This is a genomic window from Haloferax sp. ATCC BAA-644, assembly GCF_000336975.1.
Lineage (GTDB): Archaea > Halobacteriota > Halobacteria > Halobacteriales > Haloferacaceae > Haloferax > Haloferax volcanii.
In genome coordinates, this window is sequence record NZ_AOLF01000032.1 from 78,845 (window position 1) to 95,485 (window position 16,641).

Annotated in this window: 19 protein-coding genes and 1 pseudogene; 7 read left to right on the top strand and 13 right to left on the bottom strand. The window is 68.6% G+C overall.

Translation table 11 applies throughout. The features are described 5' to 3' along the window. Positions 1–105: 105 nt before the first annotated feature. A complete protein-coding gene (locus C458_RS14600) occupies positions 106–627 on the top strand; it encodes a hypothetical protein (RefSeq protein WP_004045341.1) in 522 nt (173 codons plus the stop codon). A 114-nt stretch (positions 628–741) separates the two neighbouring features. On the opposite strand, the gene C458_RS14605 is transcribed toward C458_RS14600, so the two are convergent. From C458_RS14605 to C458_RS14640, 8 genes are all read right to left on the bottom strand, one after another. Continuing rightward, the gene (locus C458_RS14605; RefSeq protein WP_008576850.1) at positions 742–1,485 is read right to left on the bottom strand and encodes a cell division inhibitor; all 744 of its coding nucleotides are present in this window, start codon (positions 1,483–1,485) and stop codon (positions 742–744) included. A gap of 68 nt (positions 1,486–1,553) precedes the next feature. Further along, a complete protein-coding gene (locus tag C458_RS14610) occupies positions 1,554–2,369 on the bottom strand; it encodes a hypothetical protein (protein WP_008576851.1) in 816 nt (271 codons plus the stop codon). An 88-nt stretch (positions 2,370–2,457) separates the two neighbouring features. Further along, a complete protein-coding gene (locus tag C458_RS14615) occupies positions 2,458–2,874 on the bottom strand; it encodes an HIT family protein (RefSeq protein ID WP_008576852.1) in 417 nt (138 codons plus the stop codon). A gap of 81 nt (positions 2,875–2,955) precedes the next feature. Then, positions 2,956–3,585: a uracil-DNA glycosylase family protein gene (locus tag C458_RS14620; RefSeq protein ID WP_008576853.1), complete on the bottom strand. Its 630-nt coding sequence runs from the start codon at positions 3,583–3,585 to the stop codon at positions 2,956–2,958. Next, positions 3,586–3,816, bottom strand: a complete 231-nt coding sequence (locus tag C458_RS14625) for a hypothetical protein (RefSeq protein ID WP_049897083.1) — start codon at positions 3,814–3,816, stop codon at positions 3,586–3,588. A gap of 54 nt (positions 3,817–3,870) precedes the next feature. Beyond that, a complete protein-coding gene (gene prs / locus C458_RS14630; RefSeq protein WP_008576856.1) occupies positions 3,871–4,722 on the bottom strand; it encodes a ribose-phosphate diphosphokinase in 852 nt (283 codons plus the stop codon). Between the two features lie 60 nt (positions 4,723–4,782). Continuing rightward, positions 4,783–5,610 carry a hypothetical protein gene (locus tag C458_RS14635; RefSeq protein ID WP_008576858.1) on the bottom strand — a complete coding sequence of 276 codons (828 nt, stop codon included), beginning with the start codon at positions 5,608–5,610 and terminating at the stop codon, positions 4,783–4,785. Positions 5,611–5,704: 94 nt separating this feature from the next. Then, positions 5,705–6,049 (bottom strand): SWIM zinc finger family protein, encoded by a 345-nt coding sequence (locus C458_RS14640; protein WP_049897082.1) that lies wholly within the window; start codon positions 6,047–6,049, stop codon positions 5,705–5,707. A 120-nt stretch (positions 6,050–6,169) separates the two neighbouring features. Between C458_RS14640 and C458_RS14645 the strand changes: the two genes are divergently transcribed. From C458_RS14645 to C458_RS14655, 3 genes are all read left to right on the top strand, one after another. Next, positions 6,170–7,300, top strand: a complete 1,131-nt coding sequence (locus tag C458_RS14645; protein ID WP_008576862.1) for a tRNA (guanine(26)-N(2))-dimethyltransferase — start codon at positions 6,170–6,172, stop codon at positions 7,298–7,300. Between the two features lie 88 nt (positions 7,301–7,388). Further along, positions 7,389–8,726, top strand: a complete 1,338-nt coding sequence (locus tag C458_RS14650) for a YihY/virulence factor BrkB family protein (protein WP_008576863.1) — start codon at positions 7,389–7,391, stop codon at positions 8,724–8,726. Position 8,727: 1 nt separating this feature from the next. Then, the gene (locus C458_RS14655; RefSeq protein ID WP_008576865.1) at positions 8,728–9,690 is read left to right on the top strand and encodes a phosphatase PAP2 family protein; all 963 of its coding nucleotides are present in this window, start codon (positions 8,728–8,730) and stop codon (positions 9,688–9,690) included. A 137-nt stretch (positions 9,691–9,827) separates the two neighbouring features. Here the strand turns inward: C458_RS14655 and glnA are convergent, their stop codons facing one another. Beyond that, complete coding sequence (glnA, locus tag C458_RS14660; protein WP_008576867.1) at positions 9,828–11,198, bottom strand: type I glutamate--ammonia ligase; 1,371 nt, start codon at positions 11,196–11,198, stop codon at positions 9,828–9,830. Positions 11,199–11,324: 126 nt separating this feature from the next. On the opposite strand from glnA, the gene lrp reads away from it, so the two are divergent. Then, a complete protein-coding gene (lrp, locus tag C458_RS14665) occupies positions 11,325–11,783 on the top strand; it encodes an HTH-type transcriptional regulator Lrp (protein WP_004045355.1) in 459 nt (152 codons plus the stop codon). A 5-nt stretch (positions 11,784–11,788) separates the two neighbouring features. On the opposite strand, the gene C458_RS18535 is transcribed toward lrp, so the two are convergent. Beyond that, positions 11,789–11,941: a hypothetical protein gene (locus C458_RS18535; RefSeq protein WP_008576870.1), complete on the bottom strand. Its 153-nt coding sequence runs from the start codon at positions 11,939–11,941 to the stop codon at positions 11,789–11,791. A gap of 289 nt (positions 11,942–12,230) precedes the next feature. After that, positions 12,231–13,313 carry an aminopeptidase gene (locus C458_RS14670; protein WP_008576872.1) on the bottom strand — a complete coding sequence of 361 codons (1,083 nt, stop codon included), beginning with the start codon at positions 13,311–13,313 and terminating at the stop codon, positions 12,231–12,233. Between the two features lie 116 nt (positions 13,314–13,429). Here C458_RS14670 and C458_RS14675 point away from each other — a divergent pair, with 116 nt between their 5' ends. After that, the gene (locus C458_RS14675) at positions 13,430–14,455 is read left to right on the top strand and encodes a low specificity L-threonine aldolase (protein ID WP_008576874.1); all 1,026 of its coding nucleotides are present in this window, start codon (positions 13,430–13,432) and stop codon (positions 14,453–14,455) included. Between the two features lie 60 nt (positions 14,456–14,515). Here the strand turns inward: C458_RS14675 and C458_RS14680 are convergent, their stop codons facing one another. Further along, entirely contained in the window at positions 14,516–15,460 is a 945-nt protein-coding gene (locus tag C458_RS14680; RefSeq protein ID WP_008576875.1) for a cation diffusion facilitator family transporter, read from the bottom strand. Positions 15,461–15,593: 133 nt separating this feature from the next. On the opposite strand from C458_RS14680, the gene C458_RS14685 reads away from it, so the two are divergent. After that, positions 15,594–16,112, top strand: coding sequence for a metallophosphoesterase (locus C458_RS14685; protein WP_008576876.1), 519 nt, complete (start codon positions 15,594–15,596; stop codon positions 16,110–16,112). Between the two features lie 208 nt (positions 16,113–16,320). Here C458_RS14685 and C458_RS14690 read toward each other — a convergent pair. After that, a pseudogene (locus C458_RS14690) lies at positions 16,321–16,641 on the bottom strand (ArsR family transcriptional regulator); the annotation flags it as partial.

The window sequence follows — 16,641 nt, forward strand, 5'->3', positions numbered from 1 at the left end:
CACCCGATTCGGCGCGGTAGAGCCTACCGGTTACCGTTACGCTTGGCTATCAGCACTGATATTATCTAAGAACACTTTTACCCGATAGGCGCGGAGCACCGAGCGATGGGGTTGTCAGAAATCGCCGCCGCGTTAGAGACGACGACGACTGAACAGCGTTCGCGCTGTGTCCCGACCGTCGATGACACCGATGTTTCCCTCCGCGAGCGCTTCGAGGCGCACGCAGACGCGCTCCCCTGTGCGCCTGCGGCAGCGGAACGGGTTGTCGAAGCACACGGGTCTGGCACGTCGGTCGGAGCCAGCGCGCGCGACGCAGGCGTCGCTCCCGTCACGGCGGCGAAGCTCTTGCACCGTTGCGGCGAAGCGGGCGTGACCCCCCTCGCACCCGAGGCGCGACGCATCGTCCGCGATTGGATCGACGGGCGCATCTCGCGCGCCGACGCGCTCGCGCTCACCGGCGCGGAGCCGTCGGAGTTCGCCCTCGCAACGTACGTCGAGACACACGACCCCATCGACCCCCTCGTCGAAGCCGTCGAGGGCGCGCTGGCCGACCGCACCGACGCGGCCGTCGCCAAGCGCGACTCGCTGGCCGAGACCATGAGCTCGGTCACCGATATGCAGTTCTGACGCGGGAAACGCCTCCCAACCTCCCGTTTTCGGCTCGGATTCCCCGCTCGCGAGCGGCGGCGCTCGTCGGTCAGCTATCGCTCCGTCCGAAACGCGGCTGGTGTCCCGTGCGCCTCAGCGACGGACGTACTCGCTGACCGAGCCGAGGACGCCGTCGGTGGCAGCCACGGCGTCGATTTCGACGTCGAGAAGCACCTCCGCGACCGCGGCGACGCCCGCCGCGAGCTCGGCGTCTTCGCGGCACGCCGGCGCGTCGGCGAGGGCAGTCGCCTCGGTCTCGGGCACGACCACGTCCGCGTCGTCGAGCGCCCCGAACGTGGAGACGACGGCGTCGATATCGGTGTCGATGTCGGCGGCCCGCGCGCTGAGCCGACCGACGGCGTCGGCACCGCGGTCCGTGGCGGGCGCGACGAGCGCGACCCGGTCGCAGGCCGCGGCGGCGGCGACCGTCTGGTTCGACGCGAGGAGCGGCGCGTCGACGAGGACGTGGTCGAAGCCGTCTGCGGCCTCGGCGATACGACCTTCGAATGCCCGCGCGGCGTCGGGCGTCATCGCCCGCGCGAGCCGCTCGAAGGGGGCCGCGGCCGGGCAGACGGCGACGCGTCCCTCGGCGTCGGCCTCGAAATCGACCAGCCCCGACTCCAGCGGCACGTCGGCGGCGTCGGTGACGAGCGCCGTCGCGTCGGGGTCGAGCGTCCCCGAAACGTAGTCTGAGAGCCCCTGCGTGGCGAACGCCGCGTCGAGGACGGCCACGTCGCGGCCGTCGGTCGCGAGCGCTGCGGCGAGTTCGAGCGACAGTCGGGTCGTGCCCGCGCCGCCGGTGGCCCCGACGAGCGCGGTGGTGGTGGGAATGGACATACCGCGAGTGGTCGGGTGCTCAGATTAATAGCTTCGGTCGCCCGCTGCCGGCGTCGCCGGACGCGCGACTACGCCGTCCACTCGCCGTCACCCGATTCCGGGTCCGCTCCCGGCGCGGCGTCCGCGCAGGCCCGGTAGAAACAGACCTTGTAGGTCCGTCCGACGAGCGTGGTGACCGTCGAGGCGACGGCCACGACGGCGATGTCGCCCGCCGACATCGGCGCCTGGAACGCCGTCACCGCGCCGGCGACGGTGGTCGCCCCGTCGAGGGTGACGAACCAGAGCACCGGCAGATCGACGACCGAGGTCGCGACGGTCGCCACGACCGCGTAGCCGACGACCTGCCGGAGGTTCCCGAAGACGAAGTTCACGCTTCGGCTGAGCGACCCGCCCGCGGTCTTCCCGTCGAAGACGACGGCGGTGTCGAAGAACGTGAAGACGTAGATGACCGCCGCGAGGACCACGAAGGCCGCCCCGGCGGCGGCGAGTTCGACGAGCGTGAGGGTCGCGGAGCCGTTCAGGACCGCGTTGAGCCGGTCGAAGCCGATGTAGCCGACGACGCCGCCGCCGACGACCATCGCGACGATCATGATGACGAGGCCGGAAAGGACGCTCGCACCGAGCAGGCTCACGTAGTAGCGCTGTGCCGCGGTGGACGCGCGCAGGTCGGTGTCGGAACCGGGTCGCGCGTCATCGATGACGGTGTAGAACGCGCCGATGAGCGCCGGTGAGCCGAACAGGAGCAGAAGCGTCCCGACCACACTGACGAGGCCGGAGGCGTTGTTCAACGCGCCCATGGCCCCGAACGCGAGGGCGAACGCGACGAGCACGGGCGTCTCGGTGACGACTTGGAGGGTCGTTCGAAACGATTGGAGGACTGTCACGACTGGCGGTACTTGCGGCGGCCATATATGTGTTCATATCGACACTTGCGGTGAAAAGGCGGGGTTGACGGGAACGAGAACGGTCGCTTCAGCCCGAGATGGCCGCCTCGATGTCGGCCAGTTCCTCGTCGGAGAGGTCGGGTCGCTCGCCCGCGACGGCGTGGATGGGACTGCCGCCGTCGCCCTCGAACCGCGGGACGATGTGGACGTGGACGTGGCCGACCTCCTGCCCGGCGGCGGGGCCGTCGTTGATGCCGACGTTCGTCGCGTCGGCGTCGACCGCCGCCTCGACGCGCGGGACGAGGTCGTTCACGGCGGCGAAGAGGTCGGCGGCCGCGCCGCCCGGCACCTCGTCGAGGCGGGCGTGGTGTTCCTTCGGCACGACGAGCGTGTGGCCGGGCGCGAGCGGGTTGGCGTCGAGGAACGCAAGCGTGTGCTCGGTCTCGTGGACGATTCGGCCGGGGATGTCGCCGTCGACGATGGCGCAGAAGATGCAGTCGGACATACGTGGCACGTCGATTGGCGGGAAAAAGAAAGTTCGGACCGGTTCGGAGTCAGGGGCGTGGCCCCGTCCGACGCGGCGGGCTCAGGGGAGACTCGACTCCAAGTCGGCCAGATACTCCTCTAACTCGTAGCCGAGGCGGGAGAGCCACACGTCTCGGTAGGAGGGGTGCAAAAGCGGAATCACGGTGTAGCCGAACCGCTCGCTCTCGACGGGGTCGAGGACGGTATCGAGGAAGCCGTCCAGCGAGGCGTCGTCGAGCGCGAGGACGCTTTCGGTCGCGTGGCGGCCGGTCGGGACCACCACGTCGGGGTCGACGGCTTCGAGTTCGGAAACGAGGTGGTCGCGGCAGTTCGCCTTCTCGGCGGCCGTGGGCGCGCGGTTCGACCCCTCGCCGTCCGAGGGGAAGCACTTGACCGCGTTCGTGTAGAAGACGCCCGATTCGTAGCCGACGGCGGCCATCGTCTCGCGGATGCGGCGGCCGGAGTGCCGGGCCGTGTAGGACATCCCGGTCCAGTTACCGCCCCGCCAGCGGTCGGCGTCGGGGTTACCCGCGCCGGGCGCTTCCCCGACGACCATCACGGTCGCGTCGTCGGGGCCGACGCCCCACGAGATGCGGTTGCGACACTCGACGAGCGCCGGACAGCGCGCGCAGTCGGGTTCGAGGACGAGCGTCTCGCCGTCGTCGGGGAACCGGGGGTCGGCGTCGGCCATCTACTCCGTCAGCGGGAGCACGATGCCGAAGATAATCGGCGAGAACAGGACCAGCGCGATGCCGAGCCACTCGGCGTCGAAAAACAGCGTTCGCTCCCAGCCGGGGATGGCACCGCCGCTCACGGCGAGGGCGACTTTCGCGCCGAGAGCGCCGAACAGGAACAGCGCGAGCCCCAGTCCGAGGCCGGTCTTGGTCATCCGCGGGTAGTCGATGTCTCCGTAACGTCCCATACTACCCCGAGATGCGGGAACCGGGAAAACCGTTTCGAGAGAGTGTGTGGTACGTTACCGCTCGAGTTCGGTCGCGAGGGCGGGCGCGACGGACACCTCGCTCACGTCGCGTTCGATGGTGTCGGTACCGACGACGCGCTCGATGCCGGCGCGGGCGAGTTTCGTGCGGGCGTTGCGGGCGAGAAGCGGGTGGACGGTCGCACAGAAGACGCGCTTCGCGCCGCCGTCGGTGAGGACGCCGACCGCCTCGCTCATGGTCGACCCGGTGGCGATGATGTCGTCGGTGATGACCACGTCGCGGCCCGCGAAGTCGGCGTCGCTCGGCGTGATGTCCACGTCGGTCCCGGAGTGGCGCACCTTCTCGAAGTAGTCGGTCTCGCCCTCGCCGTAGGCGTCGCGGACGGTTTCGGCGATGTCGATGGCTCCCGAGTCGGGCGACAGGAACAGCGGGGCGTCGAGTTCGGGGAGCGGTTCCGCGAGTCGCCCCGCGGCGTCGACGATGTCGACGGGCGCGTCGAAGAACTCCGAGACGGCGTCCTCGTGGGGGTTGACGAGCACGACGCGGTCGGTCGTCGTGCTGACGGCGCGGGCGACCGCGCGGGCCGAAACCGGGTGGCCGGCCTCGAACGCCTTGTCCTGTCGGGCGTAGCCCATGTACGGGATGACCGTCGTGACCGCCGATGCGCCGGCCTCGCGGACGGCGTCTTGCAGTTGGAGCAGTTCGACGTAGGCGTCGTTGCTGGCGGTGCTGGCGACGATGGTGGCGGCGTCGGCGTCGAAACCGGGGACCGCGGCCAGCGTCTCGCCGTCGGGGAAGCGGTCGTACTCGACGGCCGCGAGCGACTCGCCGAGTTCGTCGGCGAGCGCGGCCGCGAGTGCCTGGGAGGATGCGCCGGGTACGAGCATACCCGTTCGTCTCTCGTGGGGGGTAAAACCGCTTTTCGTTACGTTCAGCCGCGTCGCGTGTCAGCGAACCGCGACGCCGACCGTCTCTAATCCGAGCACCTGCGTCCGCCAGTCGCCCCCGGTCAGCCGAACGCAGAAACTCCCCGCGTCGGTGACGGCGTAGGCGGCGCGGGCGTCGTGGGCGAGCGCGACGACCGACTCGTCCAGCGGAATCGGCGCGGCCTCCCACGCGCCCGACTCCTCGTCGCGCGCGACGACGCCGTCCGGGCCGACCGCGTGGGCGCGGCCGTCCGGCATCGACGCGACCGCCGAAACCGCCCCGTCGAGCGCGTCCATCCAGCCGTTGCCGAGCGCGTACAGCCCCGAGTCGGTCGCGGCGAGCGGGGTTCCCGAGCCGCCGCCGAGGCGCCCCGCGGGGTCGGACACGTCGTTCACGTCGTCGAGGCCGACGTGCGAGAGACCGTCGTCACCGATTCGGTAGACGCCGTCGTCGGCCGCGACGAGGCTCCCGTCGAGGGCGCGGACCGCCCCGACCGCGCCGAGGTCGGTCCACCCGGATTCGTCGAAGCGGGCGACGCGACCCGATTCGTCGGCGGCGACGACGCGATTCCGGTGGAAGCCGACGGCCGCCGCGGGGCCGAAGTCGAGTTCGTGGTAGTCGTCGCCCTGCACGAGCAGCACGTCCTCGTCGGTGGCGACGGCGACTTCTCCGGGCGACCCGGCGGCGTCCAGCGCGGTACACCGGCGGTCGACGCGGAAGCCCCCGACGAGGTCGTCGGACACGTCGACGGTCACGACCCCGACGCCGGCGGCGACGTACGCCGTCTGCTTGCCGGACTTGTCCGCGTACACCCGCTTTTCGTCGATAGAGAGGTCGAAATCAGCCATCCGTTGGCCCGAGGTTCGCGGCGGGGTTCGGAAAGGATTGTGGTCGTTCCCGCGGCGCGGCGACGGGCCGAACGGGCGCGAGTGAGCCGTGTGCTTACAGGAACTCCCGCACGTCGGAGTACCACATGTCGTGGTGGTCGAGTTCGTCGAGGGCCTCGGCCACGTCGACCGCGAGGACGTGCCAACAGCGCTCGCCCTCGTCGGGGTCGAGGTTGTACTGGGAGTCCTTGCAGGTACAGCCGCGGTCTTCGACCACGTACTCGTCGTCGTAGCCGACGACCACGTCGAAGTCGCGGTAGCGCTTCACCCGCCGCTCGGAGACGGCCTCGATGGCCGTGACGCCCCGGTCGCCGTGGGCGTCGACGATGGCCTGCACGATTTGCGGCGAGAGCCGCCCGGCCGCTTCGAGGGCCGCTCGCCAGTCGTCGGCCGAATCCACGCTCCCGAGTTCGTCGGTGGCGGTGAAAACGCATTCGATGCCGCGGGGTGGACCGACCGCCGCAATCGCGTCGCACAATCGCATCGCAACCGGTTTCCGCCCGCGCGGGCGACTGCGGGTATGCACGTGAGCGAGGGAGGCGTCGAAATCGAGGTTCCCGACGCCCGCGACGGGGCGTCAGCGGGGACCGGCGACGATGTCTTCTACAACCCCACACAGGAGTTGAACCGGGACATCACCGCGGCCGTCCTCCGCGCCTTCCGCGAGCGCGAACCCCGCGCCGAGAGCTACCTCGACGCGATGGCCGCCTCGGGAATCCGGGGCGTCCGCGCCGCCGCCGAGGGCTACGACGTGACCTGCGCCGACCTCGACGCCGACGCCGTCGAACTCGCCCAGTCGAACCTCGACCGCGCCGGCAACGGCGGCGAGGCGGTCCACCGCAACGCCAACGCCCTCATGTACGACTCGGTCTTCGACGTGGTCGACCTCGACCCCTTCGGCACGCCGATGCCCTTCGCGGACCCCGCCTTCGCCAACACCCGCGACCTCGTCTGCGTCACCGCCACCGACACCGCCCCGCTGTGCGGCGCACACCAGAAAAGCGGCATCCGGAAGTACGGCTGTCTCCCGCAGAACACCGACTACCATCCCGAGATGGGGCTTCGGACCCTCCTCGGCGCGATGGTCCGCACCGCCGCCCGCTACGACAAGGCGGCCGTCCCGATTCTCTCGCACGCGACGCGTCACTACGCGCGGGCGTACCTCGAACTCGACGAGCGGGCGACGAAGGCCGACGAACTCCTCGAATCGACCGGCTTCGTCTACCACTGCGAGGACTGCCTCCACCGCGAGGCCGAGCACTCGCTGGTCGCGCACCCGCCCGAGGCGTGCGCGAACTGCGACTCGACCCGGATTCTCGAAGCGGGCCCCATCTGGCTCGGTCCCGTCTCCGAACCGGCGTTCGCCGGGGCCGTCCGCGACGAGGTGACCGAGGACTTCGGCACCGCGAAACGCGCCCGCAAACTCCTCGACACGCTCGCGGTCGAACTCGACACGCCGACCCACTTCGACCAGCACCGCCTCTGTAAGCTCTGGGGTCGCTCGGCCTCGAAGATGGAGACGTTCCTCGACACGCTCCGCGAGGCCGGCTACGAGGCCACCCCCGCGCACTACCACGGCACCGCGTTCAAGACCGACGCGACGGTCGCTGAGATACGCGAGGCGACCGCCGCGCTCGACCCCGAGGCCTGACGAGGGCGACGGCGAACCGCGTCGTAACCGGCACACGCCGCCGCTTCGGCGGGTAGCTTCTTTGCCTCCCGTGTCGTTTCGGTGATACGTGAGCGCCAACATCCGAACCGCCGTCCCCGTCGTGCGGGCGGTCGTCGACACGATTCGGGAGAAGGAAATCTCGTTTCTCGCGGCCAGCATCTCGTACTACGCGCTCGTCTCGCTGATTCCGCTTCTCGTCCTCGGCGTCGTCGTCGCCACCGCCGTCGGCGGCGCGGCGTTGCAGGCACAACTCCAGACGCTCGTCGAGCAGTATCTCGTCCCGACGGGTCAGGGCCTCGTCGAGGAGGCGCTTTCCGACCGAACCGGGCAGGGAAGCGTCGGCGCGGTGAGCCTCGGGCTGACGGTGTGGGGCGCGCTGAAGCTCTTTCGCGGCCTCGACATCGCCTTCTCGCGCATCTACGGCTCGGAGGCGGGCGGCCTCCTCGACCAGCTCCGCGACGGCGCAACCGCCCTCGCCAGCATCGGTGTCGGCACCATCGGCGTCGCGGTGCTGACCGCGCTCCTCGGTCTCCTCGACGTGCCGTTTCTCCAACTGCTCTCGCCGCTCCTGTTGTTGTTCACGCTCTGTGCGGCGTTCTTCCCGCTGTACTACGTCTTTCCCGACGCCGACCTCTCGCCGCGACAGGTCGTGCCGGGGACCGTCTTCGCGGCCGTCGGCTGGACCCTCCTCGGGGTCGGCTTCGGCATCTACGCGTCGGTGGCCGGCGCGTCGGTCGCGGGCGCGCTCGGGACGCTCCTGTTGCTCGTGACGTGGTTCTACTTCTCGGGGCTCATCCTGCTTTCCGGCGCGGTCGTCAACGCGGTCCTCGCGGGGGTCGGGGGCGACGCGTCGCCCGCAGAACCGCGTGACCCGCCGGGGGGACCGCCCGGAGTGGACCGGCAGGTACAACATACGGGAGGCCGACATGACGCTCGTACGGATATGAGCGACGACCGAGGTGACACCGATGGGCCGCGGACGGAGGACGCCGACGACCCGGAGACCGGCGCGTCCGTCTCCCCGCGCGGCGCTCCCGACATCGAGGAGCTGGAATCGCAGGTCGAGGAACTTCGGGCCGACCTCGACGCGTTCGAGGACGACGTGACCGACCGGACGGTCGAAAAGCCCAAGCTCGAAGCCGAGCTGAAGCGCTACGTCCGCCGCCGGATGCGCCGCGGCAAGGCCCGCGGGTGGGGTCCCTACCTCGTGCTCGGCTACGGCGTCGTCCTCACGCTCGGCGCGTTTCACTACCTCCAGTCGGACCTCATCGCGGTCGTCGCCATGCTCATCATCTTCCTGTCGACGCTCGGACTCTACGTCCTGTTCGTCATCTTCGGCATCGGCCTGAGCGCCCTCGGCGTCCCCGGGCGCGCCATCGACGCGGTCCGCAAACGCCGCGGCTGAGATGTTCCGGTCCGCGCTTTCGCTTCAGAGCCGCGGCTTCGGGGAGTTGGTGCTCGCGGACGCCCCGGACGCGCTCGTCTTCCTGTTCGGTCTCGTCACCCAACTCGGAGACCAGTGGTTCTTCTTCGTCGCGTTCACCTCGCTGTACTGGCTCTGTCGGCCCCGAATCACGGCGCGCCCGCGGCGGACCGCGGCCTCCTTCGTCGGCCTCGCGTTTATCTCCCTGTCGCTGGTGACGGCGCTCAAAGTCGGCTTCGCGCTCCCCCGCCCGCCGACGGCCGACATCGCTTCGGCACCGAACTGGCCTGCCCCGCTCGCGGACCTGTTCGTCTCGTTCACGACGGACGACGGGTTCGGATTCCCAAGCGGGCACGCACTCGGGACCACCGTCGTCTACGGGGCCGCCGCGCTGCTGCTCGACGTGTGGGACCGACGGCGACGCGTCCTCGCCGCCGCGGCTCTCGTCGCAACAGTCGCACTCTCCCGCGTCGTCATCGGGGTTCACTACGGCGTCGATGTCGTCGTCGGCGTGCTCCTCGGGCTCGTCGTGTTGAAAGCCGTCTTCACCGTCGCTGCCGCGGACGACGCCGACGCCCCCGGCCACCTCGATCCGACGCGACTGTTCGCACTCGCAGTCGGGCTCAGTGCCGTGGCCCTCGCAGTGGTCGTCGCGAGCGGGGCGTCGCACCACACGGCAAACGCGTCTGCTGCCCTCGGTGGGTCGCTCGGCGGCCTCGTCGGCTGGTCCCGGCTTGCTGACCACGAGTCGCTGCCGACACTGTCGCTTCCGGCTGCACTCGTGTCGCTCCTCGTTGCGGGCGCGCTCTGGGTCGCTGCCGACGCGCTTCAGGCTGTTCCAATCGCGATTCTCGCGACCGGAACTGCCGTCGCGTTCATCCTCGTCGCGCCGCGGATACAGGGCCGACTCGGGCTCGGCAGCGAAGCGACCCGGCGCGCCGACTGATGGCGCGCTTTCGGCCGCGGCTCCGCGGTGACGCGACGTTCTGATTCTGATTCTACGTGTCCCGCCGACCGCGACCCGAGCGCTTCGGCTCTCCGGCGAGCGGGCGCGAAAGAAAAATCGGTGTTAGTGCGCGACGGTTAGAACGTCTCGAGGTACCGGTCGAGTTCCCACTGGGAGACGTCGACGAGGTAGTCCTTGAACTCGGAGCGCTTGGCTTCGACGAACTTCTCGAAGACGTGGTCGCCCAGGGCCTCCTGGATGACTTCGTCTTCTTCGAGGGCGTCGACGGCGCCGCCGAGGTCCTTCGGGAGCGTCTCGATGCCGTACTCTTCGCGCTTCTCCTCGTCGAACTCGTAGATGTTCTCGCGGACCGGGTCGGGGCAGTCGAGGCCCTTCTCGACGCCGTCGAGACCGGCGTGGATGAGCGCGGCGAACGCGAGGTATGGGTTACAGGACGGGTCGGGGAAGCGGGCCTCGATGCGCGAGGCGGCCGGCGTGCGGGCGGCCGGCTTGCGGATGAGCGCCGAGCGGTTGCGGTCGGACCACGCGATGTAGACCGGCGCTTCGTAGCCGGGGACGAGGCGCTTGTAGGAGTTGACCGTCGGGTCAGCGACCGCCGTGATGGCGGGCGCGTGGTCGAGGATGCCCGCGACGAAGCTCTTGGCCGTATCGCTCAGGTCGAACTCGTCGTCGCCGTCGTGGAACGCGTTCTCGCCGTCCTTGAACAGCGAGATGTGCGTGTGCATGCCGGAGCCGTTGATGCGCGGGATTGGCTTGGGCATGAACGTCGCGTGGAGGTCGTGTTCGGCCGCGATGGCGCGGACGACGGACCGGAAGGTCGCGACGTTGTCGGCCGTCGAGAGGGCGTCGTCGTACGTGAAGTTAATCTCGTGTTGACCCTCGGCGACCTCGTGGTGCGAGGCTTCGATGTCGAAGCCCATGCTCTCGAGGCCGTAGATGATGTCGCGGCGCACGTCGGACGCGAGGTCCTTCGGGGCGAGGTCGAAGTAGCCGCCGGCGTCGTTCGTGACGGTCGTCGCGCGGCCGTCTTCGTCTTCTTCGAACAGGAAGAACTCCGGTTCGGGAGCGACGTTCACGTCATAGCCGAGTTCCTCGGCGCGCTCGATAGCGCGCTTGAGGACGCCGCGCGGGTCGCCGCTGAAGGGCTCGCCGGTGGACGTGTTGAACACGTCACAGATGAGACGACCGGCGGCGCTGTTTTCCTTCTTCCGCCACGGGAGGACGGCGAACGTCGACGGGTCGGGTTCGAGGCGCATGTCGGACTCCTGGATGCGCACGAAGCCGTCGATGGAGGAACCGTCGAAGTAGATACCCTCGGTGAACGCCTTCTCGGCCTGCGAGGCCGGGATGGAGACGTTCTTCACCGTTCCGAGAATGTCGGTGAACTGGAGTCGGAGGAAGTCGACGTTCTTCTCTTCGATTTCGTCGATGACTGCCTGTGCCTCGTCGCTCAGGCCGCCGTCGGTGAGTGCGTTGTCTTCCGTCATTTTCCTGAACACGCGATTCGAACACCCGCACTATAAAGACATTTCCGCTTAATGCAATTCCCCGCACCTCGCCACAGAATTGGATATTCGTAAAATTCTAATGCCCCCGGACGGTCTTTGGATGTAATGACGTACGAAAACCTCGACGCGAAGCTCATCAATGCGCTCCTCGGCGACGGTCGAGCGAGTCTGCGAAGCCTCGCTGAAGAGCTCGACGTGTCGGTGACGACCGTCTCGAACCACCTGCGAGACCTCGAAGACGAAGGCGTCATCGAGGGCTACACCCCCCGCGTCAACTACGACGCGCTCGGCTACGACGTGACCGCGGTCATCCAACTCAAAGTCGAGGGCTCCGCGCTCCCCGAGATTACAGAGCGCCTCCGCGCCGAAAAGCAGATGATTTCGGTGTACGAGGTCACCGGGGACTACGACATCATCGCCATCGGCAAGTTCCGCGACACCGACGGCATGAACACGCAGATCAAGAAACTGCTCACCGACGCGGACATCCGCGAGTCCAACACCTCGGTCGTGCTCAACGCCGTCACCGAAAACGAGCAGTTCGACCTCGACCTCGAAGAGTAGCGCCGTCAGACGATTCGCGTTTTTACGTCGCGCATCTCCGCCTTGCAGTAGGGACACCGATATCGCGTGTCGAAGCCGTCGGGCGTCGTCTTCGTCGTCGTCTCTATCTCGTGGACCGCCACGTCGCGTCCACACTCCCGGCACTGAACCGCTGGCATCGGTTCGTGTTCGTCGACTGGGCGGAATAAATCTACTGGCGTGTGTGTGTAGTTGTCATCAAACTGTCTGTATCCGGACGGGAACCGCTTCGACTGGAGAACCCGCGAGGGTCGCTCGATGCGACCGGCGTTCCGCCCGAGTTTCGCCCGCTGCTCCGCGCCGTTTCCGACGACCGCTCGAAGGCTCTCGTTTCGACTGGAAACCGGACGACGAGAGCCGATTCACCGGGCGATAAACTGGAGCTGAAACGTTGCGAGTTTTCGCTGCCCGGCGGAGCCGGCGGTCCGGTCAGAACCCGTCTTCGAAGACGAACGTGCCGTCTCGCTGGACGACCTCGCCGTCGACCTCGATGACCGAGTCCTCGGACATATCGACGATCATGTCGACGTGCTCGGCGCTCTCGTTGAGTTCGTTGTCCGCGCCGACCGTCTCGGGGTACGCCGAGCCGACGGCCATGTGGACGGTGTCACCCATCTTCTCGTCGAACAGCATGTTGTAGGTGAACTGGTCGATGCTGCGGTTCATACCGATGCCGAGTTCGCCCAGGTAGCGCGCGCCCTCGTCGGTGTCGAACACGCCGTCTAAGACCTCCTCGTTGCTCTCGGCGGAGTAGTTGACCACTTCACCGTCCTCGAAGCGGACGCGGACGCCGGAGACCTCGCGGCCCTGCCGGTACAGCGGCAGGTCGAAGTGGACCTCGCCGTTCACGGAGTCCTTTACGGGCGCGGTGAACACCTCGCCGCCGGGGAGGTTGTGTTCGGCCGTGTCGTTGATGGCGGTGTTGCCGGCGATGCGCATCGTCACGTCGGTCTCGTCGCCCGACTTGATGCGCACTTCGTCGCCGTCGTTGAGGATGTCGACTAACTGCTGTTGGAGTTCGCCCTGCGCCTCCCAGTCGAGGGTGACGGCGTCGTAGACGAAGTTCTCGTAGGCCTCGGTGCTCATGCCCGCGAGCTGGGCGCTCCCCTTCGCGGGGTACTGGGTGAGACACCAGCGCTTCGTGAGCATCTCGCCCTGTACGGGCTTGTAGGCGCGCTTGTACGCTGCGTTCGTCTCCGGCGGCACGTCGCTCTGTTCGGTGGCGTTCGTCTCGCCGCGGACGCGGATGATGACGTCGGTCTCCTCGTAAAGCGCCAGCATGTGTTCGGGCGTCTCGTAGTCGTCGTCGCCGGCGCGGAGGAACGCGCGGGTGAATCGCGGGTTCGCGTCCATCGCGACGACGTTCGCGCCGCGGTCGCCGAGCAGTTCGTGGATGGCCGTCACGAGGTCCTCGGCCACCGAGGGCGCGGAGACGACGACGTTGTCGCCGGCCTCGACGCTCGTGGAGTGGTCGACGATGGTTTGTGCGTGCTCGCGGATGCGCGGGTCCATACCGCGTCGTGTGTGTCCCCGGGGCAAACACCTTTCGAAGCGCAAATATTGCGCCCCCGGCCGAGAACGCCCCGCGGACCACCGATTATTTCTCCGTCGGCGCGGTCTCTCCGCGCATGATTGACCTCCGAAGCGACACCGTCACGCTCCCGTCAGACGAGATGCGCGAGGCCGCTCGCGACGCCGCCGTCGGTGACGACGTGTACGGCGACGACCCGACCGTGAACGAACTCGAAGCGCGCGCCGCCGAACTCGTCGGCAAGGAGGCCGCGCTGTTCGTGCCGTCGGGGACGATGGGCAACCAAATCGCCGCCCGCGTCCACGCCGACCCCGGGCAAGAGGCGCTCGTGGACGAGAAGGCGCACGTCTACAAGTGGGAGGTCGGCGGCTTCGCCCAACTGTCGGGCTTGCAGGTCCGCGCCTACGACGCCGGCGAGCGCGCCGCGCCGACGCCCGCACAGGTCCGCGACCACGCCCGCGAGGAGTCGCTTCACGTCGCCGGCACGGGCGTGCTGTGTCTCGAAAACACCCACAACGCCCGCGGCGGCGTCGCGGTCCCGAAAGCCGATATCGACGCCGCGGCCGACGCCGCCCGCGACCTCGGAATCCCGGTTCACCTCGACGGCGCGCGCCTGTTCAACGCCTGCGTCGCCCTCGACGAGGACCCGACGGCGATGGTCGAGCGCGTCGACACGGTGATGTGCTGTCTCTCGAAGGGCCTCGGCGCGCCCGTCGGCTCGATGCTCGCCGGCCCCGAGTCGTTCATCGAGGAGGCCGTCCGCGTCAGAAAGCAGTTCGGCGGCGGCATGCGACAGGCCGGTGTCATCGCCGCGCCGGGACTCGTCGCGCTCGACAACGTCGACCGCCTCGCCGACGACCACGAAAACGCGACGGTCCTCGCCGAGGGTCTCGACGCCGTTTCCGGTCTGTCGGTGCCGACGCCCGACACGAACATCGTCGTCGTCGACTCCGAGGGCGCCGGACTGACGGCCGAGGAGTTTGTGAGTCTGTGCGACGACGCGGGCGTCCTCGGCGGAACCTTCGGCCAGTACCACACCCGATTTACGACGAATCTGAACGTGTCGCGCGCGGACGTGGAGCGCGCGGTCGACCTCGTCGCCGACGCGGTCGAATCGCGGTAGGTCGGGGGAAGCCGCCGTGAGTCGCGGTCGGCCGGTGGCGGCCCACTCGGTTCGTTCGGGTTACAACTCGGGTTCGATGTAGACGAAGTGCACCCGGTCGTCGGCCGCCTTGAGTTCGTCCTCGATTTCGGTGATGTGGTCGTCCAGTTCCTCGGTGTCGAGTTCGGGGTCGAAGCTCACGTCGAGGGCGACGAGCAGTTTCTCGGGGCCGACGTAGGACGCGCGGAAGTGGTCGACGTGGACGACCCGCGGGTCGTTTTTGACGATGTCGCGGAGCGCCTGTTCTTCGTCCACGGGGACGCTCTCACCGATGAGCAGGCGTTTGTTCTCCCACGCGAGCGCGATGGCGAAGCCCATGAGCAGTATCCCGATGAGGAGCGCCGCGCCGGCGTCGAACAGCTCGTTGCCCGTGAGCTCGGTGAGGCCGATGCCGACGAGCGCGAGCACCGCGCCGGTGAGCGCGACGGTGTCCTCGGTGAACGCCGTGAGCGTCGTCACGTCGCTCGTCTCCCGGAAGGCCTCGACGAGGCCGCTCCACTCGTATTCTTCTATCTGCCGGCGGAGTTCGGCGTTCGCCTTCAGGAAGGCGTAGCTCTCGAAGGCAATCGCCCCGAGGAGGATGGCGACGTTGACCAACACGGGCTCGATTTCGAAGCCGAGCAGGACGAGCGCCTCGCCGCCCCCGCCGTGGCCGGGATGCATCAGGGCGTCGTAGCCGTGTTTGGCCGACTCCCAGCCGGCGATACCGAACAACATCACGGAGACGAGAAAGGAGTAGAAAAACTGCGACTTCCCGTGGCCGAAGGGGTGCGACTGCGTCTCGCCGCGCTTGCTGTCGCGGATGCCGATGAGGAGAAACACCTGGTTGCCGGTGTCGGAGATGGAGTGATACGTTTCGGAGAGCATGGAGGGACTCCCGGTCGCGAGGAAGCCGAGGAACTTGAGAATCGCAATCGCCCCGTTCGCGAAGAGCGCGGCGACGACGACGGACGTACTGCCTGCCATGTCGTGGGCCACTCCCCCCGCCCGGATAGAGCTACCGACGGCGAATCGAGAGACGGACCATCCTCGACGGGCCGCCGGGCGGACCGACGCCGCAGTCGGTAGGTTTCAATCCCTCCGGGCCCTAGCCCCGCGCATGCTCGTCGTCGTCTCCGACACCCACAGCACGGACGGTCATCGCCTGACCGACAGAACCCTCGACGCGGTCCGCGAGGCCGACCTCGTCGTCCACGCGGGCGACTTCATGCGCGAGTCCGCCCTCGACGCGTTCGTCGACGAGGCCGACACGCTCCTCGCGGTGTACGGCAACAACGACGGCTCCGAGATTCGCGACCGGATTCCCGCGGCGCGGAACGTCACCTACGGCGGCGTCGAGTTCGCGGTGACCCACACCCGCCGCGGCGGGAACACCGCGCTGTCGATGTTCGGCCGCGAGCGCGGGGCCGACGCGGTCATCTTCGGCCACAGCCACCGGCCGGGCTTCCACGGCACCGGGCCGATTCCGCTCCTCAACCCGGGGAGCCACGCCCAACCGCGGGGCAACCGCAAGGCGCACGCGGAACTGGAGGAACTGCCGGACGGCGGCCTCCGCGGGCGACTCGTCACGGTCGACGGCGAGACGTTCGAGACGTTCCGTATCGTCCCCGGGGAATAGGAGGAGGTCCGGTGGAGGGCCGGAAGAAGCAGCGGGAACAGACCGGAGCGGGTCTGTTGGGGGGGCAGTCCGAGGCCGCGCGAGACGACGGGGAGAGGGGCAGGGGGCACGGATGGCAGCCCCGTCGTCGTTGGGGGCCACGCGCGACCTCGCACTCACTCCTACGGGTGACGGTATCAAATACGCACCGTAAGCTCAAACAGCCGTTTTAGTCACGCAGCACGCCCACCGCGACCCACGCGAGAAGCACGGTCAGCCCGCCGAGGAAGAACAGCGTCCCCGGCGAGAGCGTCCCGATGGTCTCCGCGAGTCCGCCCGACCCGGACGTGACCCGCGCCGCGGTCTCCGTGGCCGTCTGCGCGGCCGTCGTGTCCGGAACCGGCGTCTGCGTCGGCGTCGCGGTCACGGTCTCCGTCGCGGTCTGCGCGGCTTCCGTCACGGTCGGCGTCGACTCGACCGCGGTTCGGGTCGCTTCCGCGGTCTGCGTCGTCGAATCCGCGGTCGTGGTCGCCTCGGCGATGCTGAACCC